This window comes from Candidatus Avoscillospira sp. LCP25S3_F1 (assembly GCF_052117125.1).
In the GTDB taxonomy this organism is placed as follows: domain Bacteria; phylum Bacillota; class Clostridia; order Oscillospirales; family Oscillospiraceae; genus Avoscillospira_A.
The window spans coordinates 1-25,633 of sequence record NZ_JBQKJT010000006.1; the positions used below are offsets into that span (position 1 = coordinate 1).

Here is a 25,633-nt window from a genome sequence, read left to right on the forward strand (position 1 = left end):
TTGGTTGTGGAAGGAGAAGCTTGCTCCATTTACCCTTATCCTTCTTTGGCCTCTATACGCCAGAGACCCGGCTTATGCTTGACGCATATGCCGGGTTTCTCGACAGACTGACACCGGCATCCATCAAACGATGGATGCCGGTGTTATGTTTTGCTCGCGGTGTCAGACCACCAGTTCCACGCGGCTGCCGCCGGTGCGGTCCTTGGTGACAACGATCTGTTTGTCGATACGCTCTTTCAATTCGGCCACATGGGAGATGATGCCCACCAACCGGTCTCCCTCGGTCAACGCCGTCAGCGCCCGAATGGCCTGACGGAGGGATTCCTCGTCCAGGGAGCCGAAGCCCTCGTCCACAAACATGGTGTCCAGCCGGATACCGCCCGCCGACGACTGAATCACGTCGGACAGTCCCAGGGCCAGAGACAGAGACGCCTTGAAGGATTCGCCGCCGGACAGAGATCGGACACTGCGGCGGGAGCCATTGTAATGGTCCACCACATCCAATTCCAATCCGCTGCGGCTGCGGTTGTTATCGGCTTCCCGGCGGCGCAGCAGTTCGTATTGATTGTCGGTCATGACCAGCAGACGCAGATTGGCCCGTCGGAGAATCTCGTCGAAAAAGGTCATCTGGACGTAGGTTTCCAATGCGATTTTCTCCCGGCCCGCCAGGGTGCCGTTGACCGTGTCGGACAGGGCCGCCATCCAGCGATACCGTCCCTCCAGGTCCGACAGGTCTGCCGCCTTGTCCCGGATGTGGTCCAGGGCCCGCCGGTTGGTGTCCCGCCGGGTGTGGACAGCCTGCTGTTCCGCCGCCACCGCCTGGCGGGACTGGGTCAGCTGCCGTCTGCGTTCCTGTTCCGCTGCTGCGTCGATGGCCGGGACCTTGTCCAGCAGAGCCGACAGCTCTTCCACCGCCGCGTCGGCGGCGGCCAACGCGCTGCGGCTTTCGTTCCAGGCCGTCTCCGCCGCCTGATGCCGTTGGGTCAAGCCGTCCAACTCCGCCCGGACCTGCTCCCAGGCGGCCCGGGCCGCCGCGCCGTCCTCGTATGGAAGCTGGCCGCGCAGTTGCTCCGCCTGCCGCGCCACCTCGTCCCGGCGGCTCTCCAACGCCGCCGCCATCTCCCGGCCCTGCGCCAGCGCTCGTTCCAGGTCTTGCAAGGCCCCTTCCCCGTCGGGAATGGCCTGGGACAGCGCCGCCTGCCGCCGCAGCTGAGCCGCGACGGTTTCCAGAGCCGTCTCCGTCTCCTGCCGCGCCGCCGTCACGGCGGCCCGTTCCGTCTCCAAACCCGTCTGCATTTGGTCCGGCAGACAGTCTCCCAGCAGCTCCCCGGCCTGCTGCTCCAGACGCCGGGCCAGCTGGTCCCGGCGACCGGTCAGGGCGCTTTGGTCCATGCGGACCGTCTCCGCCTCCCGTCGCAAGGTCTCCTGCCGGTCCCCCATCTGGTTCAGCGCTCCTTCCAGACGCCGGATTTCCTGGGCCAGCCGCTGCCGTTCCTGCCGCCGGGCTTCCAGGTCCGCCTGGGCCGTTTCCAGGTCGGCCAGTGCCGCCGCATTCTCCCGGCGGCTTTGCGTCAGCTGGTCCCCGGCCCGGTCCAGGGCCGGAGTCTCCACATGGGATGCCATGGCCGTCAACAGCTGCCGCTGCCGCTCCTCCAGGGCCGTGGCCGCCCGGCCTGCCGCCAGACTGCGGTCGTTGGCTTGGCGAGTCGCCGTCTCTGCCGCTGTCCGGGCCTGCCGCAGCTCCTCCTCCGTGGGGACCGTCTCCAGCCGTACCGCCGGGGACGGATGGTGAATGGAACCGCAGACAGGGCAGGGCGCTCCCTCCGTCAGCGTCTGGGCCAGAATCCCCGCCTGACCGTCGAGAAACGACCGCTGTTGCCGCTGGTAGTCCCCTTCCGCCGTCTCCGCCGCCGTCCGGGCCTGCCGGTAGGTCTCCTGCAATTCCGCCACGGTCTCAGCCTCCCGGACGCACCGGTCCAGCAGGGCCGTCAAGTCCGCCAGCGCCGCCTGTTGTTCCCGCAACCGGTCCCGCCGGTGGCGCAGCGTTTCCTGTTCCGCTTCCAGCCCCTCCCCGGCGGCATAGGCCGTCCGGGCATCGGTCAACGCCTGTTCCAGGGTCCGGCGCTCCTCCGTCAGCTGGGTTTGCCGCGTCTCTTGGTCCGCAATCGTCTCCCGGTTCTTCTGTAGCTGCCGGTCGTAGGTTCTCTGCTGTTCCAGGTCCCGGAACAGCCCGTCCAACGCCGTCAACCGGCGGTCCAGCCGGTCCTGCTCCCCCAGAAGCCGCTGCTGCTCTGCCGCCGCGGCCATCAGTGTCTGGGCCTCCTGCCGCCACGCTTCCAGCTGTGCGGCCTGTTCCTGCCGCCGGGTCTGCCGCTGGGCCTGTTCCGCCGTCAGCGCTTCCAATTCCGCCGCCAGACGGCGGCACGTCTCTTCCTGGCTCTCCAACGTCTCATACCGGGGCAGCTCGGCTTCCAGTGCCGTCAGCCGCTCCTGCAATGCCGTCCGGCGGGGCGTCTCCGCTTCCCGCTCCGTCAGGGCGGTCCGGGCCGCCTCCACCCGCTGCTGCTGCTCCGTCTGCCGGACCCTGGCTGCTTCCAGGTTTGCCCTGGTCTTGGCCGCTTCCTCGGCCTGGGCCAGCCGGCCGGCGGCCTCCCCTATGGCGCCGTCCAGCTGCTCCAACTCCGCCACGCACCGGTCTTCCGCCGCTTGATCGGCTTCCAGCAGCGTCTCTATGAGGGCCATGGTCTCCTCCAACGGCAGCGCCCCCTGGACCGCCTGTTCCAGCCGGGGGCCCAGCGGGTCCTCTTCCCGGTACAGGACGCCGCCGATGTACTGCTGCACGCTGGCCCGGGCGGCGGCACAGGCTCTTTGCAGCCCCATGGCCTCGCTTTTCAGCTTCTCCTGGAAGACCATAAAATACCGGGTCTCAAAAATCTCCCGGAAAATGTCCTGGCGACTCTTGGTATCGGCCAGCAGCAATTTGAGGAAATCCCCCTGGGCAATCATGGCAATTTGGGTAAACTGGCTCCGGTCCAGCCCCAGAATGGAGACGATTTCGGCGGTAACCTCCCGACTGCGGGTGACAATGCGGCCGTCGGGCAGATGGAGCTCCGCGTCGGCCCGCTGTAAGGTGGTGCCGCCGCTACGACGTCGGGCGGGACGTTCATATTCGGGATTGCGCCGGACCGTGTACGTCCGGCCCTGGTAGGAAAAGACCAGCTCCACCAGGGTCGGCGTCTCCGGCAGAGCGTACTTGGAGCGGAACATGGACGGGTCTCGGTTGTCGCCGCTGGCCTCGCCGTAGAGGGCGTAGGTGATGGCATCAAAAATGGTGGTCTTTCCCGCGCCGGTGTCGCCGGTGATAAGGTACAGCCCCCGGACCCCCAGCCGTTCCAACTCCAAAACCACCGTACCGGCGTAGGGGCCAAAGGCCGACAGGGTCAATTTCAGCGGTCTCATACGTCTCCCTCCCAGATGCGTTCCATCAGCTGCCGGGCAAACTGTCTCTGTTCCCGGCCCATGGGCTGCCCGTTCTGCTTTTCGTAAAATTCCTCCAGCAGCTCCATGGGGGAGCTGCGCCGGAGGTCGCCGCCTTCGTCGCCCACACCGGCGGCACGGGTCCGCTGGTTGTCATACTCCAGCTTCATCAGGTACAGGTAAATCAGCCGCAGCTTTCCCAACGCGTCGGGTACGTCCTCCTCATCGGTGAGGGTGATATGGACATAGGCGTCCCGATACCCGGTCCCCTCGTAAAAATCCCGCCGGGTCACGTCCTCATAGGTCCCCCGCAGCTCCACCAGGTCCCGCAGGGGCGTCAGGGGGACGGTGCGGACCGTTACCGTCCCCTTTTCCCCCAGCTCCACCACGGTGACGGATTTTTTATGATGGACCTCGGAAAAGGAATATTTCAACGGCGTGCCGCAGTAGCGCACCGTCTCCCGGCCCACGGTCTGCGGCCCGTGGAGATGGCCCAACGCCACATAGTCGAACCCGTCGAAAACCGACGCGTCCACATTGTCGGCTCCGCCCACGGACACCTCTTCCGATTCGCACCGAGCCGCGCCGGTGACAAACTGGTGGGTCACCAGCACATTCCGTGCGGCTGGGTCCACGTCCATAGCCTCCACGGCGGCGGCCACGGCATCGGTGTACGTCTCGATCTCCCGCTCCGGGAAGCACCGCCGGACGTGGACCGGCTTCACGAAGGGCAGCAGATACAGATTAACCGGCCCATGTTCATCGGTGAGGGTCCACCTGGCCACAGTCCCGTCGTACACCGGGGCCAGATGGACGCCGCTTTGCTCCATGAGCCGCCCGCCAAAGGCCATGCGTTCGGCGGAATCGTGGTTGCCGCTGATGACATAGACCTGCAATTCCCGCCGGGACAGGTCCACCAGGAACCGGTCCAGCAGAGCCACGGCCTCGGCGGTAGGCACCGGCTTGTCGTAGACGTCTCCGGCGATCAGAACGGCATCGGGCCGTTCGGCGTCGATGATCTGCAAAATCTGGCCCAGACTATGCCGCTGGTCGTCGATCATGGAAAATTCATTGACCCGCTTTCCCAGATGCAGGTCGGAGAGATGAATCAGTTTCATAGAAATCGTTCCATTTCATACAGGATAGTAACCGCCGCCATGCAGGCGGACGCGGTGGGACCGGCAAGCGCAAACGGAGGAGCCGTCCGGGGACGGCTCCTCCGTTTTACTGCATCACAGGGTACCCAGATGGGCCGTCACACCGTTGACCCGTCCCGGAAACACCCGGGTTCCCAGGCCCACGCCGGTGCGCAGCCACGTCCCCGCCGGTCTGGGACCGAAGCCGGCAGCGAAGCGGCGCAGCAGCGCCGCGCCGGTGGGGGTACACAGTTCCCGCTCCACGGGACCGGCCACCGTGGGAATCCCCTCCAGCAGAAACGCCGTGGCAGGGGCCGGCACCGGCAGGACTCCATGGGCGCAGCGGACCGTACCGCCGCCCACCGCCACCGGCGAAGCCGTCACCTGCTCCACGTCCAATTCCTCCAGCAGCAGGCAGCAGCCCGCCACATCGGCCACGGCGTCCAACGTCCCCACCTCATGGAAGTGAATCTGCTCCACGGTGCAGCCATGGGCCTTGCTCTCGGCGTCGGCCAGCAGGGCGTAAACGGCCCGGGCGTTGTCCCGCACCGGGACGGGCAACTTTAGACCGTCGAGGATGCGGTAGATATCGGCCACCGTATGATGGTGCGGATGGTGGTGGCCGTCGGGATGTCCGTGGCCGTCGGAATGCCCGTGGCCGTCGGAATGCCCGTGGCCCTCTTCCGTTCCATAGATCGTGACCACGGCGCGCAGCCCCTGGGCCTGTTCTTCCACGCTGTAACCAATGCCCGGCAGTCCCAGGCCGTTGAGCCGGGCCAACGCGTCCTCCCGGTGGGGATGGAGGGCCAGCAGCGCCCCCAGCAGCATGTCTCCGGCCAGCCCCATGGGGCAATCCAAATATAAGATCATGTGTTGCCTCCCAAATGGTTGATGCGGCTGGCCAGGAATCCGGCACCGAAGCCGTTATCGATGTTGACCACGCTGACGCCGCTGGCGCAGGAATTGAGCATACTCAGCAGCGCCGCCACGCCGCCAAACGCGGCGCCATAGCCCACGGAGGTGGGCACGCCGATGACCGGACAGGACACCAGCCCGCCGATGACGCTGGTCAGCGCCCCCTCCATCCCGGCCACGGAGACCACCACCCGGGCGGCCATCAATTCCTCCGCGTGGGCCAGCAGCCGGTGGATGCCGGCCACGCCCACATCGTAGAGCCGGGTGACCCGGTTGCCGAGAAACTCCGCCGTGACGGCGGCTTCCTCTGCCACATTCATATCGCTGGTTCCGGCGCTGGCCACCACCACGGTGCCCAGGCCGTCGGGCTCCGGCAGAGGCCCGACGATGCCCAGCCGGCCCATGGGCCGGTAGTCCAGCCCATGAACTTGCCCCACCTGGGCGGCGGCCTCCGGAGACAGACGGGTGATGAGCACCGACCGCTGCCCGGCCTGCATCATGGCGGACACGATGCCGGTGATCTGCTCCGGCGTTTTGCCCTCACCGTAGATCACCTCGGCCGTCCCCTGGCGCAAGGCCCGGTGGTGGTCGATTTTGGCGTAGCCCAGCTCCTCAAAGGGTGCCAGCTTCCACCGGGCCGCCGCCTCGTCCACCGTCAGTTTGCCGTCGGCCACCGCCTGTAACAGCGTTTTCCAAACCGTTTGTTCCATGGAGTTCCTTTCCCTGTTCCCGCCGTCTGCGGGACAGTGCGCACTCTGTTATTTTTTGTGGTTCTGCTGCATCTCAAAGTGGATGAGGAACGACAGCAGGGCCCGCAGGAGAATCACCGCGCCCAGAACCAGCAGTTCACTCATCTCCCGCACCAGTACGGTCTTGAGAATCTCCGCCGCCATTTTGAATTCCAAACTGGTGGCCAGACCGTTGGCAAAGGCGAATTTCACATCCACCTCTTCCCGGGTGATCAACCCCCGGATGTATCGGATAAACGCCCCCACCGCCGACACCAGCACCACAAAAATGCCCATCAGCTCCAGAATCCCGATGATCCACGGCAGCACCTGCGCAATGAGTTCTTCCAGCATATGTCCCGTCCTTTCCTGTGGTCCACTCAGCGGTCCGGCGGCAGCACCGTCGACAGCACCACCTGGGTTTGTGTGGTGCCGAAGCGCTGCAATTTAGCCACCAAACCGTCCAGCTGTTCCATGTCCGCACAGCTGACTTGCAGCAGCATGGAATGGGGGCCCGTCACATGGTAGCAGGCCAAAATCTGCGGAATCCCAGCAGCAAAGGCCGAAAATTCCTTCTGCTGCTCCGGCGGCAGCACCAGATGGATAAACGCCTGGATCTCCCGGCCCAGGGCCTTGGGCGAAACGACGGCCCGATATCCCTGGATAATGCCCCGCTGCTCCATCCGTTCCATCCGGGCCGCCACGGCGGGCGGCGACAGGAAGACCTGCTCCGCCAGCTTTTTCAGGGGCATTCTGGCATTTTCCCGCAGAAGCTCCAATAGCTTTTGATCGATTTGGTCCATACGGTGTGACCTCCGTGCTTTTGTATTTTAATATTGTATCGTAGATGGGACGGAGAATCAAGGCCCGCCGCCGGTCCGCGCCGCTTTTCTATCGAAAGTTTTCCCCCGGGAAAACTTTTCATCCTTCAGCCCGGCAGGCGCTTTTTTTCGTTTCCGTCGGAAAACGCCGTCAGGTCTTTACGGCAGCGGCATCCGCGTGTATGCTGGGGACAAACACCGAACACACCCACGAGAAAGAGGGCACCGTTTTATGAACACCAGAATGGAATCCGACTCCATCGGCACGCTGGAAGTACCGGCCGACGCCTATTACGGCGTCCAGTCCCTGCGGGCCAAGCAGAATTTCCCCATCACCGGCCATCCCATGCACAGACTGCTCATCGTCAGTCTGGCCCAGATCAAAAAGGCCGCCGCCGCCGCCAACCGCCACGCCGGCACCCTGGACGAAGAGAAAGCCCAGGCCATCATCACCGCCTGTGATGAGATCATCGACGGCAAGCTCCACGACCAGTTTATTGTGGACGCCATCCAGGGTGGCGCAGGCACTTCGGCCAATATGAACGCCAACGAGGTCATTGCCAACCGGGCCATTGAATTGCTGGGCGGCGTCAAGGGCGATTACAGCATCGTCCATCCCAACGACCATGTGAACATGGCCCAATCCACCAATGACGTCTACCCCACCGCCGGTAAACTGGCGGCCCTGGCCCTGCTGCCCCAGGTGTCCACCCAGCTGAACCGGCTGTATGAAGCGTTGGAGAGTAAGGCCGTGGAATTTGATGATATCGTTAAAATGGGCCGCACCCAGCTACAGGACGCCGTGCCCATCCGTCTGGGCCAGTCGTTCCACGCCTATGCCAGCGCCATTTCCCGGGACACCCGGCGGCTCCATCAGGCGGCGGCGGATCTGTGCGTGGTCAACATGGGCGCGACGGCCATTGGCACAGCCATCAACGTGTCGCCGGACTATCTGAGCCGCATTGTGCCGGAGCTGCGGGAGGTGACCAAATACCCCCTGCTCCAGGCCACGGACCTCATCGACGGCACCCAAAACCTGGACTGCTTTGTCCATGTGTCCGGCATCATCAAGACCTGTGCCGTGACGCTGTCCAAGATGTCCAACGATCTGCGGCTTTTATCCAGCGGTCCCCGGACGGGTCTTTCGGAGATCAATCTCCCGGCCAAACAAAACGGCTCGTCCATCATGCCCGGCAAGGTCAACCCGGTCATTCCCGAGGTCATGAGCCAGGTGGCTTTCAACATCATCGGCAACGACACCTGCATCACCATGGCCGCTGAGGCGGGCCAGCTGGAATTGAACGCCTTTGAACCGGTGCTGTTCTACAAGCTGTTTGAATCCCTGGAGACCCTGGCCGGCGGCATACAAACCCTGGTGGACAACTGCATTCTGGGCATTACCGCCAACCGGGAGCACTGTCTGGCCCTGGTAGAGCACAGCGTGGGCATGGTGACGGCCCTGTGCCCCTATATCGGCTACAAGCGGGCGGCGGAGCTGGCCAAGGAATCGCTGAAAACCGGCGTGCCCATCCGCAAGCTGGTGGTCCAGCAGGGCATTGTCTCTGCCGACCAGGTGGATGAGATTCTCAATCCCCTCAAGCTGACCTTTACGGAAAAGGAACGGGCGGAGCTGGACGCCGCCGCCAAAGCCCTTTGATGCCCTGTCACCGACAACGGCCCGGAACGCCATCCGACGTCCCGGGCCGTTTCTTTTTATTGATACCGCTTTCCAACAATATACATCATTACGAATAACCCAGGCAGCACAATCCCCACGGTCATAAGCCATAGGAGTCCCGACCACAATCGCGTCACGGCCAGCAGCGGCAGTACGACCATCACAGCGCAGGACCAGACACGGCCCACGGTGAGAATATGAGGCCAGTTGCGGTTATTGAACGCGATTCCCACCATGTGCATCCGGAAAAAGCCGTCATACACCAGGTTGATTCGCTCCCGGTCGTACCGTTCCGGCAGCTGGAGCCGGGCGTATAAACAGAAGTACGCACCGAATACGGTGCTCAACACCACCATCACCCATATTTCGTCGCCCGGCCATCTGCTGGGAATATGGCGGCAGAAAAAAAGCGACACCGCTTCCACCAGCAGGGCCAGCGGATAGATCAGCCGCCAGAGCCCCTTCTCTTGCCAGGACCGCCGGGGCCGGTCCTCGCCATAGAGGACGGCGGTCTTTACCACCTGTTCCACATCCTCCTGTTCCATGCTCTGGGCCGGGTCCTGACAGCGGCACAGCAGCAGCTCCGTCACCGTCACCCCCAACGCCTCCGACAGGGGCAGCAGCATGGCCGTGTCCGGGATACTGGCCCCCGTTTCCCTTAGTTAAAGATATTGTTGGGTATCTCAAGATGTGTCATTCGATTTTGCCGATAAAGCGGTAGAAGATTTCCACTTCCTGTTCCCGGCTTCCGTCCTCACTTTTGACCGCTTCATGGACAAGGATTTTTTCAATCAGCGTATTCAGAAGTTCAGCCGTCAATTCTGTGGGATTGACATACTGTTTCATCAGACCTATCCACTTTTCAGCGTCAACCGCTGTCTGGGCGGCGACCTCCATCGCTTCGTGAAGCCGTTCAATTTTTGCGTCCAATTCTCGCTGTTCGCCCTGATACTTTTCGGACAGCATATTGAAATTGTATTCTGTAATGCGTCCGGCAGACCAGTCCTCATACATTTTTGCAAACAGGGTGTCTACTTCTGCTTTGCGCTTTTCCGCCTTTTTCAGTTCGGCTGTCTGCCGCTTCCTTGCAGTATTGCGTTCCTTGTCGCTGGCGTTAAGTAGCCGTTTCAGAAGTTTGTCCCCATCCTGCTGTGCCAGCACAGACCAGTATTGCAGACGGGAAAGGACATAGGCGTAAAGCACATCATAGCGGATATAGTGCATGGAACACTGGTGCAATCCTTGCCCGTACTTGCTACAATGGTAGTGGGCATAGGGATTTTTGTTCTGGCTGTTCATACCATAGGCCAGCGACCAGCCGCAGTCCGCACATTTTACCAGCCCGGAAAATATCTGTGTTGTGCCGTTCTTCTGCCGTCTGCGCCTGTTGCAAATCTGCTCCTGTACTTGACGGAACACATCTTCGGAAATAATCGCTTCGTGGGTGTTCTCCACACGATACCATTCCTCTTTTGGCTTGCGTACTTTCTTCTTGTTTTTGAATGAAATATTAGTCTGCTTATTGTGGACGCTGTGTCCGATATAGGTTTCCTCTTTCAGAATACTTTTCACCTGCGCTATCGTCCACGCATAGGCTTTTTCCTCCGGCGCTCCGGCATAGATATTTGCGAAAGTGCCGTATCTCTGGAAATTCAGCCAGCCGGGAGTAGGTACTTTTTCTTCGACCAAAATCCGTGTAATGCTGGCGGCTCCCCGGCCATGAACGGCAAGGTCAAAAATCTTTTCGATAATCCACCTTGTTTCCGGGTCAATCAGAAGATGGCCTTTCTTATCTGGGTCTTTGACATAGCCAAGCGGAGCATAGGCTCCATAGTGTGCGCCATTTGCGAACCGTGTCCGCATGGCCGCCTTTACCTTTTTGCTGGTCTGGCGGGCGTGCATTTCATTCAGAATGTTGAGGAATGGGGCAAGCTCATTCTCTCCGTTGATGGTGTCCACATTGTCATTGACAGCGATATAGCGGACTCCTTTGCTGGGAAAGTAGATTTCCGTGTATTGGCCGGTCAGAATGTAGTTTCTGCCTAAGCGGGATAAATCCTTCGTAACAACGCAGTTGATTTTCCCGTCCTCAATGTCATCAATCATTCTCTGAAAATCCGGCCTGTCAAAGTTCGTTCCAGACCATCCATCGTCGATATATTCATCTATGACATTCAGGCTATGCTCGGCGGCATATTGCCGGAGCATCATGCGTTGTGTCTGAATACTCCCGCTTTCTCCTTGCAGTTCATCGTCCCGGCTCAATCTCATATAAAGCGCCGTGTTGTAAATCGTAGTATTGTAAGGTTGTTTCACCGTTAAAAATCCTCCTTCTAAAGAAACAACCCACGCTTACAATACTTTTGCTCTATGGCAATTATATCATAAGCGTGGGCGTGTTATCAATGATGGGCTATCAGGTTGAAGCGGCTTTTTCTGCGGTATGCCGCACCACATCTACAATCAGATCACCGAGGGGCTTCCCGCCTGCGGCGAAGTGTTCGGAGATTTTTATACGGTTGTTCCCACATACAAAATACTGCGTGCCGTTCTCTGCTTGTATGACCTGCCCTGTCCGGGGTGTAAAAATATCGCTTTCGCTTTTTGCCATCCAGTGTCCTCCATATTCAGTTTTCAAGGTACAATGCCGCACAAAGGCGGCGAAAATTTCTGCTTATATCTATCACCTTTCCTTTACCGTGTGCCGCTGCTGACGTTTCAGTTCCGCCAGTATATCCGGCGGGATACGGTCAACCAGCCGCTGTAAATTGTCCAGTTCGCTTTTCAGCTTTGCCCGTTCCATCGTATCTTTCATCTTTCCTTTTTCGCTGGCCTTTGCCCTTGCTTCCAACTTCTCATTCTCCGCCAACAGGTCATTGATTGTGACCTTGTACTTTTTCAACTGCCCGGAGAAGTTCTCCATCTGCGGGAACCACTTTTTTAGCATGGAGAGGGCTTCCTCTTTTTTCTTTCCGGCGTTCAGCGGGTTAATGCCGTCAAGGGCGGCTTCAATGGCTCTGGCCTGTTTGGAGAGGGAAACCGCCTGTTTGAAAAGCCGGGTGGGGATATGCTTCCGGCCTGTCTTGCTGGCACTCTCCCCACGCTCCAAGTCGGGATATTTCACCACCATATAGGCGTGAAAATCGTCCTGCCACTTCGTCAGGTTTGCCCGGTTGCCAATAATCTCTTTAGCGCACAGGCGGTTGTCCTTTGTCAGCGGAACAAAGGTCAAATGCAGGTGGGGCGTTTTCTCGTCCATGTGTACCACCGCCGACACGATATTTTCCCGTCCTACCCGGCCAATGAGGAAGTCCGACGCCCTTTGGAAGAACGCCTGTATCTCCTTTGGGGATTTCCCCTTAAAAAACTCCGGGCTGGCGGTTATCAGCGTATCGACAAACCGTGTGCTGTCCTTGCGGGTTCGGCACCCGGCCTGCTCAATCCGGCTCTGAATGAAGTGGTAATAGCGTCCCTCCGGCTTGACGATATGGAAGTTGTATTTGCTCCGGCTTGTGTCAATGTCGGGATTGCTGGCATACTGTTCTTTCTGTCTTTCGTGATGGGCTTCCAGCGGCCTTGCCGGGTTGCCCTTGTGCTTCTCAAACCGTAAAATTGCGTGTTTTGCCATTCTGCTCCTTTCCCCATTCCTTTCCTATCCGGGGTTTTCCACAGGGAAAATCCCGCAGAAAATAGCTCGGATAGGATTGGAATGGATAGAATATAAATCAATCTTTTTATCTTTGTATTTCTATATACCGTCCGGTTTTCGTACGTCTCAGGAGTGATTTCCGTACTTCATGGGTACGGTTTTCAGTCCTCCGGCGTACCAGAACCGGATTTCTTGAAGTCGGTGTTTGGAACCGCTTCATAGGATTTTGGGAAAATGCGGTTGGGTTTTCCACAGCCCTGCTTCTGGATCTCCACCAGTCCGGCGTATTGCAGTTCCCGCAGGGTATTCACCGCTTTCTGCCGCCCACAATGGAGCAGTGTGACCACTTCACAGATAGGGTAATACAGGAAAATCCGTCCGCAGTCATCCGCCCACCCATTCTTGCGGGATAACTCTGTCCGGCGCAGGATAAAGGCGTACAGAACCTTTGCCTCGTTAGACAGGGGCTTGAATGTGGGGGCTTCAAAGAGGAAATTCGGGAGCCGGGTGAAGCTGAACGCCTTTTCCGGCTGATGGATATAGATGGTATTTGTCATAGTTCGTTTTGTGGACGGTTAGAAGCCCGTTTTCCGGGGCGGGCGATACTTTATACCACCTGCCCCGGTTTGGGGCTTGCAAAGCCTGATAAATCAAGGCTTTTTTCGCTCCTAACTGTCCACAGCAGACCTCCTTTTCCGTTCACTTTCTGTTTTCTGCCGCCTGTGAACTCTGGCGGCACAGCCGGGGCAGTATTTTGCCCGGTTGGATTTGGGGACGAACACGCCACCGCAGACCGCACAGCGTTTCAAGTCCTTATCCCGGACAATTTCCGCTTCCAGCGTCCCGTCCAGCGGCAAGACCGCCCAGCGGAACCACTTACAGCAGACCGAGAAAGAAATCGTCTGCGGGCAGGTGCAGGTGTCCCCATCATCAAGGACAATGCAGTTGCCGTCCTCACAGCAACAACACTCCCGGCGTATCAGGCTGGCCGCCTGTTTTCTCTGCGCCGGTGTCATGCGGTAAAGGGAACCGTCCGGCCTGCGTTCCAGTGGCGGCAAGTCTTTATAGGGGTTATCTCTCATGCGTTCCCTCCATTTTGCTTTCCGTTGCCGTTCTCCCCGAAAAGGTTTCCTGCCCCATTCCTGCGGCGTGTTCCGGCGTTGGCACGCTCCCCGCAGCTTCGGGACATTTTGTCTCGAAGTCCGGTTCCTTGCGGTGCTTCCCCAGCCGGGGTATTCCTTTTCGGACGGTCATTCTGTTTTCAAGGTGCTGTCCATCGATGAACTACCCTAAGTCTACACGAAAAAAATGCAATCCCCGGAATTTTGCGAGAATTGCATTTTGATGAAGTTTACACTTTGGAACTTGCATTTTTGCAATCATTCTGTATAATGGAAGTATGCGGAGGAGGTGCGTATCTATGGCTTTACCCGGAACACCCGGACAGCGGATTTCCGATTTATGCAACGGGAACCACATCACACAAAAGGAACTTGCGGAGAAGATAGGGGTTTCCGCTTCCCAGTTGAGCCGCATTGTCAGCGGCGAAACGAGAACGGTCAGCAGTGATATTCTCATAGGCGTGGCAAAGGAATTTAAGGTATCGACAGACTACATACTGGGCTTATCCACCGTGAGCGTCCGTAAAAGCTACGATATTTCTGAATTAGGCTTGTCCGAGGGAGCCGTGAGGGGGCTCGTGACGGGTGCTGTTGATGTGCAAATCCTCAACCGCCTGTTGGAACACAGGAATTTTCCTAAGCTGATAGATTTGATACGGATTTATTTTCAGGACACAGCGGCAAAAGGCATAACAGCAAGAAACCAGCTTATCGAGATAGCAACGGCTTCCCTGTCCGACCTGATGAAAGAACACCCGGAACACCGGGCGGAAGCAAAGCAGGATTTACAGCTTTTGAACGCCCAGAAGATGGGGGAACATGAGGCGGAGATTGAGAAAATCAAAAATGTGTTCCTTGCTATCCTGCGGGATATTAAGAAAGACATTGACAACGGGGAACAGCCGGGAGAAGCTGTGACCGCCGCGATGTTCCAAGCCATGCGGGACGCATTGGCGGAACAGAAGCAAAACCCGCTTTCCATTGACGATGTAGCGGCGATGGTTGCCGGACAGATCGGACAGCTTACGCCGATGGATGAAGAAACTGCCGACCTGTTCAAGCAGTTGGCAAAAAAGATGATGAAAGGAATAGAATAATAGCCTGTTATTCGAGATAATAATATGCCATTAGTAAAGCATGACTACCCTGTTTTAGAGTACGATACCGCATCAAAAGCTGTTTTTCAGCCGGGAAATGGGAAAAAATGTTTTCCTGCAAAAGCAGTGTTTGCTTTTTTAGGAGACGAGGTTGAAAATTATGCACATACCCATGATGGAATACAGATAGATGAATTTGAAAGTGCAACAAGACGATATCCTATTTATGAATGTCTTTATAATCAGGAGAAAATATGTCTATGTCCGGCTCCTGTGGGAAGTGCTGCTGCCGTCCAAGTTTTAGAATATTTAATTGCAGGGGGTGTAACAAAGATTATTTCCGTCGGCTCCTGCGGCGTATTGGAAGACATCCCGGAAAATAGATTTTTGATACCTGTTTCTGCATTGAGAGATGAGGGAACATCTTACCATTATCTTCCTCCCTCCCGAGAAGTAGAGATTTCAAAGGCTGGTATAAATGCGATTGAATCTGCTTTAAGCCAAAAGAATATACCATATTGGGAAGTTAAAACATGGACAACAGACGGTTTTTATCGAGAAACAGTAGAAATGGTTCAGTATCGGAAAGAAGAGGGATGTCAAGTAGTAGAAATGGAATGTTCCGCATTGGCGGCGTGTGCAAAATTTAGAAAAGTTACATGGGCTATGCTGCTTTTTTCAGCCGATACTCTTGCAGACCCTCATAAATACCAAGAAAGAGAATGGGGAAAAACAAGTATATCCATAGCCTTAGAATTAGCCTTAGACGCTGTTTTATCAGTTGTTGAGGAGTAAAAATAAATACATATAGGAGTTACAATGAATATAAATGAATTTCCACAACAAGTAAATCAAGTTATTTCAATAGCAGAAACCATATTACAAGGTCAAATATTGGGGATATATTTATATGGTTCAGCAACAATGAATGGGCTGCGTCCAGATAGTGATATAGATATACTGATAATTACTAAACAAGAATTGAGTAATTCAATCAGAGCAGATCTAACAAAGCAATTATTGAAAATTTCTGGCTCCGTAGGCTGTATTGAAAAAAGACCTTTAGAGGTAACTATTATCAATCAATCTGATATTGTTCCGTTGCAATTTCCGCCAAAATGTCAGTATATGTATGGTGAATGGCTAAGGGGAGAGATGGAAGCAGGAGAATATCCGCAAGCCTGCAATGACCCAGATATAATGATTTTATTATGGCAAGCAAGAAAAAATAGCATAACTTTGAAGGGGGCGGAAAGCAAAGAGCTTATTCCCGCTATCCCATTTCACGAAATTAAAAAAGCAATTCGGTTTTCTTTACCTGGTTTGATTTCCAGCTTTAAGGGTGATGAAAGAAATGTGTTATTAACCTTATCACGAATGTGGTTTACTTTAGTAACAGAAGAAATCACGACAAAAGATGTTGCCGCAAAATGGGTAATTTTAAAATTGCCGGAGAGATTCCCCCCCCTGCTAACAACGGCAAAGGAAGCTTATTTGGGAAATTTGTCTGATGAATGGGAGACAGTAGAAAAGGAAGCGATGGCACTTGTAGAATATATGAAAAAACAAATTGAGGAATTACTTAGAACAGAGTAGCAAAGTTAGCGGGGCCAATCAACGGTCAAGATGAACGGCGCATAAATGCGCCGCCGTTGACAGTCCCGCCCGTCTTTGCTGATGGGCAATCAAGGCGGGAAAGCCCTAAAATGGCTTCCCGCCCATTTCAATCTTGAGAGAAGAAACGCTCCAAAACCAGAAAGAGAGCGGTAAATCTGAATTGCGAGGGAGAATGTAGATGAATCAAGGAAGAATTATTGTGATTACAGGTTCGCCGGGAACAGGAAAGACAACAACTGCGTCGATTGTCGCAAAAGAATCGAACATGGATAAATCTGTGCATATGCACACAGACGACTTTTTTCATTATTTAAGCAAAGGAGCAATACCGCCGCATTTACCAGAGTCCAACGAACAAAATTTAGTTGTCATTGAAGCCTTTTTAGAAGCTGCAAAGCGCTATGCCCGCGGCGGATATGATGTAATTGTAGATGGAATTGTCGGGCCGTGGTTTTTAGAACCATGGAGAGCCCTTGTTCGAGAAGATTATGAAGTACACTATATTGTTTTAAGAGCCAGTAAAGAAGAAACTATGAAACGAGCTGTGGAACGCTCAAAATTAGACAGAAAAACAAATGTTGAATTAGTAGAAACAATGTGGGAGCAATTTTGTAATTTGGGGATATATGAATCGAATGTTATAGAAACGACAACCTATTCTATCCAAGAGGCTGTTTTTGCAGTAAAAGAAAAAATTTCAAGTGGAGCCGCATTGCTATCTTAAACGATTTCTAAAAATCGAAATTTCATTTATCAGAGAAATAGCAAAGGCAGCCAAGCCAGTCAACGGTCAAAATGAACGGCGCATTTCATGCGCCGCCGTTGACAGTCCCGCCCGTCTTTGCAGATGGGCAATCAAGGAGGGAAAGCCCTAAAATGGCTTCCCGCCCATTTCATTATGAGAAAAGAAACGCTCCAAAATCAGAACGAGAGCGGCCAAGCACTTTGAGGGATTGGCCGCCTTGTCCACCCATTCAGCGGGACGGCGGGTGGCGGTCAAGGCCGGGTGTAAACCCGTTCATTTCAGCCTTGACGGTTGCCCGCTGTCCTGTTACTTTTCCGGGAGTGTAGCCACAACTTCGGGACACTTTGTCCACAAGTCGGAGCGTAGGACGAGGGACGGGGGCTTTCATATACGCCCAGTCTGCTGTTGAAACCAGACCTGTGCTTACGGCTCTACGCCACGCAAGCACAGCCCTGTTTTCCTGCCGCTTCAAATGCCCTTGCCCTCCCCGGCGGCAACGGCATTTTCACGGCAACGCCGACAGAGCGTATAACACACTACACTTTGCTTCGCAAAGTCGTGTGCCAAATGGGGGCGTTGCCCCCTTTGGAAACCCCCACAAGAAAAGGCGGTACGCTACCCCTCCACGGGGCGCATACCGCCTTTTCTTGTTATCCAGCCCTCCGGCTGTATCGGTTGAGCAAAAGTCAGCGTGGGAATGGTGTGGTATCTTTATCTAAGTGATACCCCCGTCTCCCATTTGCTGACGGCCTTGTCGGAAATGCAGAGCCGCTCCGCCAGTTCCTTTTGGGTCCAGCCCTGCTCCTTGCGCAGTCGGGCCACAAACGCGCCGAACTGCTGTTTGTCAATGGTCTGCATACGCTTCACCTCGGGAAAATTGTACCGCCATCCCATGAGTTTGGCAACCGAACGGCAGTAGAATTGCCGGATAAGGTACAATAAGTTGCGCAAATTGAAAATCGCATAAAAGAAGACATAGCTTGCAGGCTCTGGTAGAATGAAGTTACCACACAAACATTCGAAAGGAGCAAGCAAACTATGTCCGAGAAAATTGTACAGCTGAATGAGGAAATTATCAAGGGGCAGCTCAAAGAATTAGTTCGAGGAAGTGTAGAAGAAACCCTGAACGAGCTGCTGGAAAAGGAGGCGGAGTCCCTGACGCAGGCCGCCCGCTATGAGCGCAGCGAGGCCCGTCAGGGCTACCGCAGCGGCCACTATGACCGGAATCTCACCACAACCTCCGGCGACGTCACGCTCCACATGCCCCGGCTCAAGGGCGTGTCCTTTGAGACGGCCATCATCGAGCGGTATCGCCGCCGGGAGAGCAGCGTGGAGGAGGCCCTCATCGAGATGTACCTGGCGGGCGTCTCCGTGCGCCGGGTGGAGGACATCACGGAGGCACTGTGGGGCAGCAAGGTCTCGCCCGCCACCATCAGCGAGCTGAACAAGAAAGCCTACGTTCACATCGAGGACTGGCGGAACCGCCCCTTGCAGGGCGGGCGCTATCCGTATGTCTATGTGGACGGCATCTACTTGCGCCGCAACTGGGGCGGAGAGTACGAAAATGTTGCTGTTTTGGTGGCAATTGCCGTGAATGAGGACGGTTTTCGTGAGGTTTTGGGAGCCGCCGAGGGCATGAAGGAGGACAAGGCCAGTTGGGTCAGCTTCTTCCAGTGGCTCCGTGGACGCGGCTTGGACGGTGTAAAGCTCATCGTCGGCGACAAGTGTATGGGGATGCTGGAGGCCGTGGGTGAGGTGTTCCCAGATGCCAAATACCAGCGCTGCACGGTGCATTTCTACCGCAACGTTTTCTCTGTTGTACCCAAATCCAAGGTTAAAATTGTGGCAAAAATGCTCAAGGCGATCCACGCCCAGGAGAGTAAGAAGGCGTCCCGCGAGAAGGCAAAGACTGTGGTCGCCGAGCTGCGCGCCATGAAACTGAAGGAGGCTGCCAAGAAGGTCGAGGACGGCATTGAGGAGACGCTGACCTACTGCGATTTTCCCAGCGAGCATTGGACGCGTATCCGCACCAACAACGTGATTGAGCGGCTGAACCGTGAGATCCGCCGCAGAACCCGCGTGGTGGGAACGTTCCCTGACGGCAACTCCGCCCTGATGCTGGTCTGCGCGAGGCTGCGCCATGTGGCAGGTACCCAGTGGGGCAACAAGAAATACATGAACATGAAGCACTTGGAGGCGGCTCTGTACGATGCCTCTATTGCCGGCTGACTTCATTCAGCCGGAGCCTGCAAATAATTTTGCGCATAAATCTTGACGGCACCAATTGCCGGTTTTCGGCCTCCGCCGCCGTCTGCCAAGTCAGATGCGGGAAAATTTCTCCTGTTGAGACGAAAAACCGTTTCCAATTCATTGACATGTAAATAGTTACATGATACCATGGAGCCAACAAGCAACGACCGGATTTTTCGACCAGAAAGGATAGACTGCTATGACTCCAAAGTATCCCAATCTGTGCAAACCCATCACCATCGGCCGGGTGACGTTCCATAACCGCATGTTCTCGGCCCCCATGGGCGGCACCGACATCACCAACGACGGCTGCATCGGCCCCAAATCCACAGCTTTTTACGAGCTGCGGGCCAAGGGCGGGGCGGGCGCCGTCACCGTCAGCGAATGTATGGTCCACCCCCAGACCGACGGCTCCCACGCCTACCATCTGGATACGGCCATTCTCAACTCCCTGGCCTCCTTCACCTACACCGCCGACGCCATCCGCCGCCACGGGTCCATTCCCAGCGTGGAGCTGTCCCACTCCGGCATGTACTCCGGCACCTACATGACCGACAAGACCCGCCAGCACGGTCTGGCCCAGTGGGGTCCCTCGGCCTGCGTCCGTCCCGACGGCGTGGAGGTGGGCGAGCTGACCCACGAGATGATCGACGACATTGTGGCCGCCTACGGCAATGTGGCGGGACTGGCCAAGCGGGCCGGATTTGAGATGATCATGGTCCACGGCGGCCACGGCTGGCTCGTCAATCAATTCCTTTCCCCCTACTTCAACCATCGCACCGACGAGTACGGCGGCTCCCTGGAAAACCGCTGCCGCTTTGCCCGCCGAGTGTTGGAATCGGTTCGGGCTGCCGTGGGTCCCGGTTTCCCCATCGAATTCCGTATGAGCGGTTCCGAGCTCTTCGACGGCGGCTACACCCTGGCCGACGGTGTGGAGATCGCCAAACAGCTGGAGGACTGCATCGACCTGCTCCACGTCTCCGCCGGTACATACCAGCGGGGCTTTGGGGACACCCATCCCTCCATGTTCAAGGAGCATGGCTGCAACGTCTATCTGGCCGCCGAGATCAAAAAGCATGTGTCCATTCCCGTAGCCACCCTGGGCGGTCTCAACGACCCGGCCCAGATGGAGGAAATCCTTGCCTCCGGCAAGGCCGACGTGGTGTACATGGCTCGTGCGCTGCTGGCCGACCCGTTCCTGCCCAATAAAGTCATGGCGAATCAAGACGAGGACATTGTCCGCTGCCTGCGGTGCTTCACCTGCATGGCCGAGCGGGCCGCCACGGCTACCCGCCGCTGCACCGTCAATCCCCTGATCGGCCGGGAACTGGAGGGCGACGTGGTCTACCCCGCTCCGGTCAAGAAAAAAGTTCTGGTGGCCGGCGGCGGTCCCGGCGGTCTGTACGCTGCTTACACCGCCGCCCGCCGGGGCCACCAGGTCCTCCTCTGTGAAAAGGAATCGGAGCTGGGCGGCATCCTCAAGAGCGAGCAGGCGCTGCCCTTCAAGTGGGAGATGTACCAGCTGGCTCACACCTATGCCAAACTGGCCAAGGACGCCGGTGTGGAAATCCGCCTGAACACCCCCGTCACCCGGGCGTATGTGGAGCAGGAAGCCCCCGACGCCCTGATTGTGGCCGTGGGCTCCTCTCCCCTGGTGCCGCCGATTCCCGGTCTCCATGGAGATAACGTGGTGGTGGTCAACAACTACTATCGGGAAAAGGATAAAGTCACCGAGGACGTGGTGGTCTTCGGCGGCGGTCTGGCAGGTTGTGAGTGCGCCATCCATCTGGGCATGGAGGGCAAGCGGGTCCATCTGGTGGAAATGCGGGACCAGCTGGCCCCCGACGCCAATGTGCGCCACCGTCCCCTGCTGCTCCAGGAAATCGAAAAATATGTGACGGTCCACACGGGCTGTAAGGGCCTGGAGGTCCGGCCCGACGGCATTCTCTGTGAGACGGCGGACGGCACACAGGTTCTGGTGCCGGGCACCAGCGTCATCTGTGCCTTGGGCCAGCGGTCCAACACCGCCCTGGTGGAGGAGCTCCACGGCGCCGCGCCCTTTGTCCGTGTCATCGGCGACGCCGCCCGGGTGTCCACCATCACCAACGCCGTCTATTGGGGGTATCACGCCGCCCTGGACGTCTGATGTTCTATCCCCGCACCTGAAAAAACGGTTATATAAAAGCCCAGCCGGGTCCGCCATCAGGCGGACCCGGCTGTTGTTTGGCAACACTCAATATTTTTCGTAGCTGTCGGCGGATGCGTCGCGGGTTCTGTTGGGAACGCGCTCCGGCTCCTCCATGGACCGGTTGGCCAGACGGAACCGCTTGGTCAGGTCCTTCAGGAGCGTGGCCTGGCCCGTCAGCTCCTGGCTGGCCGCCGCGCTCTCCTCCGCCGTGGCGGAGTTGGTCTGTACGACGCTGGAAATCTCGTCCAGGCCCTGGGTGATCTGGGTGATCTCCTGAGCCTGCTGTGCCGAAGCCCCGGCGATGCCGCCGATGGTTTCGATGATCTCATTGGCATACCGGGCCGTTTCCTCCAGCATTTTTTCGGTGTCGGCCGCCAGTTCGCTGCCGTTGTCCACGGCATGGATGGACTTCTGAATCATTTCCTGGGTATTCCGCGAGGCTTCCGCCGACTTTCCAGCCAGGCTGCGCACCTCGTCGGCCACCACGGCGAAGCCCTTGCCGGCCGTACCGGCCCGGGCCGCCTCCACCGCCGCATTCAGTGCCAGAATGTTGGTCTGGAACGCAATGTCGTCGATGGTCTTGATGATGCCCTGAATCTCCGCAGAGGTCTCCTTGATCTCCGCCATGGCGGACACCAGATCCCGCATCTTCTCCTGGCTCTGGCTCAGATGCTCACCGGCAGTGCGGCCATGGCTGCTGGCCTCTTCGGTCCGGCGGGCGTTCTCGCCGATCTCCCGGGACACGCCCTGAACCGCCGCCGCCAGCTGCTCGATGGAGCTGGCCTGCTCCGTAGCGCCCTGGCTGAGAATCTGCGCGCCGCTGGCCACCTGTTCAGCGCCGGAACTGACCTCACTGGCCGCCGTGTAAATGGCGCCCAGGGTATCGGAAATGCGTTTCTGTGTGTTGAGCATGCCCTCCTGGACCCGTGCGAACTCGCCGGTATACCGGTTGCGCAGCTTGAAATCAAAATTGCCTTCGGCCATTTCGCCCAGCACCTGGGAAATTTCCCGGATGTAGTCGATGTACAGCCGCAGTTGGGCCGCCATGGTCTCCAGGGAGGCGTTGACCCGGCCGAATTCATATTTACCCTTATGGTCCACCGACACGGACAGATTACCGGCGGAAATCTGCCGGGCAGCCTGGTCCAGCGCGTTGAGGGGCCGGACAATACGGCGGCGCAGGTACACCAACAGAATGGCGAACAGTGCCACGGAGAAAGCGACGCAGCTCCATGCCAGGGTCGTACCCAGGGCGTCGTTGCTGGCCATCATTGCCTTCTCAGAGGCCACGGAAACAATATACCAACCACTGTCGGGAATCTGCCGGTACCAGGCCAGATACGTTTCGCCGTTTTCGGTATAGGAACCGGTACCGGAGGGATTCTTTAAAATCTCCCGGCCCAGCTGGGCCAGCGATGCGTTGGACTCCTCCAGAATGTTCTGCTCCAGCAGCTTGGCGCTGTCCTCATGGGCGATATAGACGCCGTTGGCGTCCAGCAGGAAGGCGTGACCGTCGGAAACAATGTCCAAATCGGTCACCATCCGCTGCATGCTGGTCAAATCCACGTCCGCCGTCGCCACACCCAGCAGCACGCCGTTCTGGTAGATGGGCGCCGAAGCCGTCACCATGGAAATCTGTGCGAAGCTGTCATAGTACGGCTCCGACCACACAACGCTCTGGGTGGTGTTGGTGGCGGAAGTATACCAGCTCTGATCCGTATAGTAGATGCCGTCTCCCAGGGTGTAGTCGTCCACATACTGCACCACGCCGCTTTCCCGCATGCAGTAGGGCGAATAATACTCCCGGTCCGGCCGGTGGGCGTAGGGCTCAAACCAGATGCCGCCGCCGAAGGTGTCGTCATTGCTGTCGACAAACTCCGTCAGAAGTCCGCGATAAATGGCCTCATCCATGGCATACGTGACTCCCTGGGAAGCCTGCAGGGCCTCCTGCTGTTTGTGAATGGACTCCACTGCCCGGGCCAGTGTCTCTGCCACCAGCTGATTATTGGACAGGGCGCCGCTGATGTACTCGGTAGCAATATCCAGAGACTGGGTCATTTCCCGTTCAGTCCCGCTGCGGATGATCTTTTCCGCCGACAGATGGCCGATGCCGGAAAGCAGAATCATGGCCAAAACCACGATGGGAACTACCACCAAAATCATGGAGGTCTGGATGGACCGGATTCCGTTTCTTCTTCTTTCTTTCATCTTTGAACGCTCCTCGCTCTTTGCCGATTGGACATCGTGCCGCCTGCGGATCAGAGTATTGTATGATAGGCAAGTGCTCCATTTGTCCCATATGATTATAGCATACCGTTACACATTATGCCATGGTTTTTTTGAACTTTCTCTATTCTTATCCATAACCTGAAATTTTCTGCAATTTTTTTGCGCAAGAATGCACTGTCAGACGCCGTTCCAAACCAAACGGAACAGCATGAATTTCAACATAAAACCACATTTTTTCACGGATTGTACCGCTGTCCCGTCCCATGTTTTCCGTGGGACGGCGGTGGGGAATCCAGGCGCGCCCCGCCTGTCCTACGGGTGGGACCGGATGAAAAAAACGAGCGCCGGCGACTGCCGGTGCTCGTTTCCGCTGCCAAAGGGATTCAGATATGGGTGATGACACCGGTAACCAGCTTCTTGAACTGCCTGGCCACCCGGTCGGCGGTCTCCTGGACCTCGGCATGGTTCAGCTCACCGGCAGACATGCCGGCGGCCAGGTTGGTGATGCAGGAGATGCCGCAGATCTCCATGCCCATGTGACGGGCCGCCATGGCCTCGCAGGCAGTGCTCATGCCCACGGCGTCGGCGCCCAGTGTCCGGCACATGCGGATTTCGGCGGGGGTCTCGTAGCTGGGTCCGGTCAGCTGGAGGTAGACGCCCTCCCGGACGGGGATTTCCAGCTCCTTGGACACAGTGCGGATGACATCCTGCATCCGGCGGCTGTAAACCTCGCTCATGTCGGGGAACCGGGGACCCAGCTCCTCCAGATTGGCGCCCAGCAGCGGGCTGGGCACGTTGGTGGCGATCTGATCGGTGATCATCATGAGGTCGCCGGGCCGGAAGTCGAAGTTGACGCCGCCGGCGGCGTTGGTCAGCATCAGCTTTTTCGCGCCCAGGAGGCCCATGAGCCGGGTGGGCAGCACCACGTCGGACATGGGATAGCCCTCATAAAAGTGGACGCGGCCCTGCATGATAACTACGGGCACGTTCTCCACATAGCCGAAGACGAACCGGCCCTTGTGACCGGCCACGGTGGACACAGGAAAGCCCGCAATGGTATTATAATCCACTGTGTGCTCCACACGGATCTCGTCGGCGTAATCGCCCAGGCCGGAACCCAGGATCAGGGCCACCTCCGGCTGGAAAGAGACCTTTTCCTGCACGCTCTTGAGGCAGGTCATCAGCTTCTCATAGACAGGATTCATGGAAAAACCTCATTTCATTATTCAGAATCCACCACATTGGCCACGATCTGTTTCAGCGCCAGATACTGGTCCTGGTGGACGGAGAGCTTGGTGCCCTCCTTGGTGATCAATCCCTGTTCGGCAAGTTTTTTGATGGAGCGGTTGATGGTCTTGAGACACAGACCCGTGGCATTGGACAGCGTCTGCTGGCCGCCGCGGACGTGGAGGACGCCGTTGCGGGCATACCGCTCGTAGCGCTCCACAAAGAGCATGGCCAGCCGGTCGGAGCCCTGGAGGAACAGCAGGGCCCGGCCCTTGCGTCCCTGTTCCAGCAGATACTCGCCCATGAGGCGGGCTTCATGCTTCAGGGCGTGGATATCGCTGCGCATCCACCGTTCAAAGGCGGCCCGGGTCAGCTTGACCATGGTACACCGTGTGACGGTCCGCAGGGTGGTCTTGTAGGTGTCCAAATCCATGATGAACTCCATACCGCCCATGGCGTAGACCTTATCAAACCGCATGAATTCGTAGGTGATGCCGTAAAACCGGTATTCAATGGCCTCGATGATGCCTTTTCCCACGAAGTACACATAATCCACCGGGTCGTTCTCCCGGATGAAGACGGTATTTTTCTCCATCTCCTCAATCTGGAACGACTCCATCAGCCACAGGGGCGCGGTTTTGAAATACTCCCGGAACTGGGCCTGCCGGTCCGGGTCCACCCCTTTGAGGAAGGGCAGGGCCTCGTCGATGGTTTTGTAGCCCACGGTTCATCCCTCCTTCTGCGGGCAAGGGACT

General features: G+C 57.3%; 23 protein-coding genes. 7 read left to right on the plus strand and 16 right to left on the minus strand.

Translation table 11 applies throughout. The features are described from left to right. Window positions 1-162: 162 nt before the first annotated feature. From ACTQ33_RS06500 to ACTQ33_RS06525, 6 genes are all read right to left on the minus strand, one after another. Entirely contained in the window at window positions 163-3,459 is a 3,297-nt protein-coding gene (locus ACTQ33_RS06500) for an AAA family ATPase (RefSeq protein WP_441463182.1), read from the minus strand. After that, window positions 3,456-4,595 (minus strand): exonuclease SbcCD subunit D, encoded by a 1,140-nt coding sequence (locus ACTQ33_RS06505; protein ID WP_441463184.1) that lies wholly within the window; start codon window positions 4,593-4,595, stop codon window positions 3,456-3,458. The genes ACTQ33_RS06500 and ACTQ33_RS06505 overlap by 4 nt, the downstream gene beginning before the upstream one ends. 114 nt (window positions 4,596-4,709) lie before the next feature. Continuing rightward, window positions 4,710-5,483, minus strand: a complete 774-nt coding sequence (locus ACTQ33_RS06510) for a LarC family nickel insertion protein (protein WP_441463186.1) — start codon at window positions 5,481-5,483, stop codon at window positions 4,710-4,712. Further along, the gene (gene larB / locus ACTQ33_RS06515; RefSeq protein WP_441463188.1) at window positions 5,480-6,238 is read right to left on the minus strand and encodes a nickel pincer cofactor biosynthesis protein LarB; all 759 of its coding nucleotides are present in this window, start codon (window positions 6,236-6,238) and stop codon (window positions 5,480-5,482) included. The genes ACTQ33_RS06510 and larB overlap by 4 nt, the downstream gene beginning before the upstream one ends. Before the next feature lie 48 nt (window positions 6,239-6,286). After that, a complete protein-coding gene (locus ACTQ33_RS06520) occupies window positions 6,287-6,610 on the minus strand; it encodes a DUF1622 domain-containing protein (RefSeq protein WP_441463190.1) in 324 nt (107 codons plus the stop codon). Between the two features lie 26 nt (window positions 6,611-6,636). Beyond that, a complete protein-coding gene (locus tag ACTQ33_RS06525) occupies window positions 6,637-7,059 on the minus strand; it encodes an Lrp/AsnC family transcriptional regulator (protein ID WP_441463192.1) in 423 nt (140 codons plus the stop codon). 250 nt (window positions 7,060-7,309) lie between these two features. On the opposite strand from ACTQ33_RS06525, the gene ACTQ33_RS06530 reads away from it, so the two are divergent. Then, window positions 7,310-8,734 carry an aspartate ammonia-lyase gene (locus tag ACTQ33_RS06530; protein WP_441463194.1) on the plus strand — a complete coding sequence of 475 codons (1,425 nt, stop codon included), beginning with the start codon at window positions 7,310-7,312 and terminating at the stop codon, window positions 8,732-8,734. Window positions 8,735-8,790: 56 nt separating this feature from the next. Here the strand turns inward: ACTQ33_RS06530 and ACTQ33_RS06535 are convergent, their stop codons facing one another. The 6 genes from ACTQ33_RS06535 to ACTQ33_RS06560 form a co-directional block, all read right to left on the minus strand. Then, window positions 8,791-9,381, minus strand: coding sequence for a hypothetical protein (locus ACTQ33_RS06535; protein WP_441463196.1), 591 nt, complete (start codon window positions 9,379-9,381; stop codon window positions 8,791-8,793). Between the two features lie 67 nt (window positions 9,382-9,448). Further along, window positions 9,449-11,026: a recombinase family protein gene (locus tag ACTQ33_RS06540; RefSeq protein ID WP_069972668.1), complete on the minus strand. Its 1,578-nt coding sequence runs from the start codon at window positions 11,024-11,026 to the stop codon at window positions 9,449-9,451. A gap of 145 nt (window positions 11,027-11,171) precedes the next feature. Further along, window positions 11,172-11,366: a hypothetical protein gene (locus ACTQ33_RS06545; protein WP_002334813.1), complete on the minus strand. Its 195-nt coding sequence runs from the start codon at window positions 11,364-11,366 to the stop codon at window positions 11,172-11,174. 72 nt (window positions 11,367-11,438) lie between these two features. Then, the gene (gene mobV / locus ACTQ33_RS06550; protein ID WP_024400050.1) at window positions 11,439-12,383 is read right to left on the minus strand and encodes a MobV family relaxase; all 945 of its coding nucleotides are present in this window, start codon (window positions 12,381-12,383) and stop codon (window positions 11,439-11,441) included. Window positions 12,384-12,565: 182 nt separating this feature from the next. Further along, window positions 12,566-12,961 (minus strand): replication initiator protein A, encoded by a 396-nt coding sequence (locus ACTQ33_RS06555; RefSeq protein WP_002578726.1) that lies wholly within the window; start codon window positions 12,959-12,961, stop codon window positions 12,566-12,568. A gap of 111 nt (window positions 12,962-13,072) precedes the next feature. Continuing rightward, the gene (locus tag ACTQ33_RS06560) at window positions 13,073-13,486 is read right to left on the minus strand and encodes a cysteine-rich VLP domain-containing protein (protein ID WP_024400051.1); all 414 of its coding nucleotides are present in this window, start codon (window positions 13,484-13,486) and stop codon (window positions 13,073-13,075) included. Window positions 13,487-13,824: 338 nt separating this feature from the next. On the opposite strand from ACTQ33_RS06560, the gene ACTQ33_RS06565 reads away from it, so the two are divergent. The 4 genes from ACTQ33_RS06565 (at window position 13,825) to ACTQ33_RS06580 (ending at window position 16,963) form a co-directional block, all read left to right on the plus strand. Continuing rightward, on the plus strand, window positions 13,825-14,622 hold the full coding sequence (locus ACTQ33_RS06565) for a helix-turn-helix domain-containing protein (RefSeq protein ID WP_002578724.1): 798 nt from the start codon (window positions 13,825-13,827) through the stop codon (window positions 14,620-14,622). A gap of 24 nt (window positions 14,623-14,646) precedes the next feature. After that, window positions 14,647-15,417 (plus strand): nucleoside phosphorylase, encoded by a 771-nt coding sequence (locus ACTQ33_RS06570; RefSeq protein ID WP_002578723.1) that lies wholly within the window; start codon window positions 14,647-14,649, stop codon window positions 15,415-15,417. Between the two features lie 24 nt (window positions 15,418-15,441). Then, window positions 15,442-16,218 (plus strand): ANT(9) family aminoglycoside nucleotidyltransferase, encoded by a 777-nt coding sequence (locus ACTQ33_RS06575; protein ID WP_002578722.1) that lies wholly within the window; start codon window positions 15,442-15,444, stop codon window positions 16,216-16,218. 199 nt (window positions 16,219-16,417) lie between these two features. Next, window positions 16,418-16,963 carry an AAA family ATPase gene (locus tag ACTQ33_RS06580; protein WP_002578721.1) on the plus strand — a complete coding sequence of 182 codons (546 nt, stop codon included), beginning with the start codon at window positions 16,418-16,420 and terminating at the stop codon, window positions 16,961-16,963. Window positions 16,964-17,695: 732 nt separating this feature from the next. Here the strand turns inward: ACTQ33_RS06580 and ACTQ33_RS06585 are convergent. Further along, complete coding sequence (locus tag ACTQ33_RS06585; protein ID WP_441463201.1) at window positions 17,696-17,842, minus strand: helix-turn-helix domain-containing protein; 147 nt, start codon at window positions 17,840-17,842, stop codon at window positions 17,696-17,698. Window positions 17,843-18,022: 180 nt separating this feature from the next. Here ACTQ33_RS06585 and ACTQ33_RS06590 point away from each other — a divergent pair, with 180 nt between their 5' ends. Both ACTQ33_RS06590 and ACTQ33_RS06595 read left to right on the plus strand, forming a co-directional pair. Continuing rightward, window positions 18,023-19,213, plus strand: coding sequence for an IS256 family transposase (locus tag ACTQ33_RS06590; RefSeq protein WP_441463203.1), 1,191 nt, complete (start codon window positions 18,023-18,025; stop codon window positions 19,211-19,213). Between the two features lie 220 nt (window positions 19,214-19,433). Then, a complete protein-coding gene (locus ACTQ33_RS06595) occupies window positions 19,434-21,380 on the plus strand; it encodes an oxidoreductase (protein ID WP_441463205.1) in 1,947 nt (648 codons plus the stop codon). An 87-nt stretch (window positions 21,381-21,467) separates the two neighbouring features. Here the strand turns inward: ACTQ33_RS06595 and ACTQ33_RS06600 are convergent, their stop codons facing one another. From ACTQ33_RS06600 to ACTQ33_RS06610, 3 genes are all read right to left on the minus strand, one after another. Beyond that, the gene (locus tag ACTQ33_RS06600) at window positions 21,468-23,630 is read right to left on the minus strand and encodes a methyl-accepting chemotaxis protein (RefSeq protein ID WP_441463207.1); all 2,163 of its coding nucleotides are present in this window, start codon (window positions 23,628-23,630) and stop codon (window positions 21,468-21,470) included. Between the two features lie 404 nt (window positions 23,631-24,034). Beyond that, window positions 24,035-24,856 carry a purine-nucleoside phosphorylase gene (locus tag ACTQ33_RS06605; protein ID WP_441463209.1) on the minus strand — a complete coding sequence of 274 codons (822 nt, stop codon included), beginning with the start codon at window positions 24,854-24,856 and terminating at the stop codon, window positions 24,035-24,037. Window positions 24,857-24,873: 17 nt separating this feature from the next. Continuing rightward, entirely contained in the window at window positions 24,874-25,602 is a 729-nt protein-coding gene (locus ACTQ33_RS06610; RefSeq protein WP_441463211.1) for a Crp/Fnr family transcriptional regulator, read from the minus strand. Window positions 25,603-25,633 lie beyond the last annotated feature (31 nt).

Excerpts from the sequence above, each read along its gene's own strand:
- ACTQ33_RS06500 (WP_441463182.1), bottom strand. The coding sequence starts at position 3,459 with ATGAGACCGCTGAAATTGACCCTGTCGGCCTTTGGCCCCTACGCCGGT.
- ACTQ33_RS06505 (WP_441463184.1), bottom strand. The coding sequence starts at position 4,595 with ATGAAACTGATTCATCTCTCCGACCTGCATCTGGGAAAGCGGGTCAAT.
- ACTQ33_RS06510 (WP_441463186.1), bottom strand. The coding sequence starts at position 5,483 with ATGATCTTATATTTGGATTGCCCCATGGGGCTGGCCGGAGACATGCTG.
- larB (WP_441463188.1), bottom strand. The coding sequence starts at position 6,238 with ATGGAACAAACGGTTTGGAAAACGCTGTTACAGGCGGTGGCCGACGGC.
- ACTQ33_RS06520 (WP_441463190.1), bottom strand. The coding sequence starts at position 6,610 with ATGCTGGAAGAACTCATTGCGCAGGTGCTGCCGTGGATCATCGGGATT.
- ACTQ33_RS06525 (WP_441463192.1), bottom strand. The coding sequence starts at position 7,059 with ATGGACCAAATCGATCAAAAGCTATTGGAGCTTCTGCGGGAAAATGCC.
- ACTQ33_RS06530 (WP_441463194.1), top strand. The coding sequence starts at position 7,310 with ATGAACACCAGAATGGAATCCGACTCCATCGGCACGCTGGAAGTACCG.
- ACTQ33_RS06535 (WP_441463196.1), bottom strand. The coding sequence starts at position 9,381 with ATGCTGCTGCCCCTGTCGGAGGCGTTGGGGGTGACGGTGACGGAGCTG.
- ACTQ33_RS06540 (WP_069972668.1), bottom strand. The coding sequence starts at position 11,026 with ATGAGATTGAGCCGGGACGATGAACTGCAAGGAGAAAGCGGGAGTATT.
- ACTQ33_RS06545 (WP_002334813.1), bottom strand. The coding sequence starts at position 11,366 with ATGGCAAAAAGCGAAAGCGATATTTTTACACCCCGGACAGGGCAGGTC.
- mobV (WP_024400050.1), bottom strand. The coding sequence starts at position 12,383 with ATGGCAAAACACGCAATTTTACGGTTTGAGAAGCACAAGGGCAACCCG.
- ACTQ33_RS06555 (WP_002578726.1), bottom strand. The coding sequence starts at position 12,961 with ATGACAAATACCATCTATATCCATCAGCCGGAAAAGGCGTTCAGCTTC.
- ACTQ33_RS06560 (WP_024400051.1), bottom strand. The coding sequence starts at position 13,486 with ATGAGAGATAACCCCTATAAAGACTTGCCGCCACTGGAACGCAGGCCG.
- ACTQ33_RS06565 (WP_002578724.1), top strand. The coding sequence starts at position 13,825 with ATGGCTTTACCCGGAACACCCGGACAGCGGATTTCCGATTTATGCAAC.
- ACTQ33_RS06570 (WP_002578723.1), top strand. The coding sequence starts at position 14,647 with ATGCCATTAGTAAAGCATGACTACCCTGTTTTAGAGTACGATACCGCA.
- ACTQ33_RS06575 (WP_002578722.1), top strand. The coding sequence starts at position 15,442 with ATGAATATAAATGAATTTCCACAACAAGTAAATCAAGTTATTTCAATA.
- ACTQ33_RS06580 (WP_002578721.1), top strand. The coding sequence starts at position 16,418 with ATGAATCAAGGAAGAATTATTGTGATTACAGGTTCGCCGGGAACAGGA.
- ACTQ33_RS06585 (WP_441463201.1), bottom strand. The coding sequence starts at position 17,842 with ATGCAGACCATTGACAAACAGCAGTTCGGCGCGTTTGTGGCCCGACTG.
- ACTQ33_RS06590 (WP_441463203.1), top strand. The coding sequence starts at position 18,023 with ATGTCCGAGAAAATTGTACAGCTGAATGAGGAAATTATCAAGGGGCAG.
- ACTQ33_RS06595 (WP_441463205.1), top strand. The coding sequence starts at position 19,434 with ATGACTCCAAAGTATCCCAATCTGTGCAAACCCATCACCATCGGCCGG.
- ACTQ33_RS06600 (WP_441463207.1), bottom strand. The coding sequence starts at position 23,630 with ATGAAAGAAAGAAGAAGAAACGGAATCCGGTCCATCCAGACCTCCATG.
- ACTQ33_RS06605 (WP_441463209.1), bottom strand. The coding sequence starts at position 24,856 with ATGAATCCTGTCTATGAGAAGCTGATGACCTGCCTCAAGAGCGTGCAG.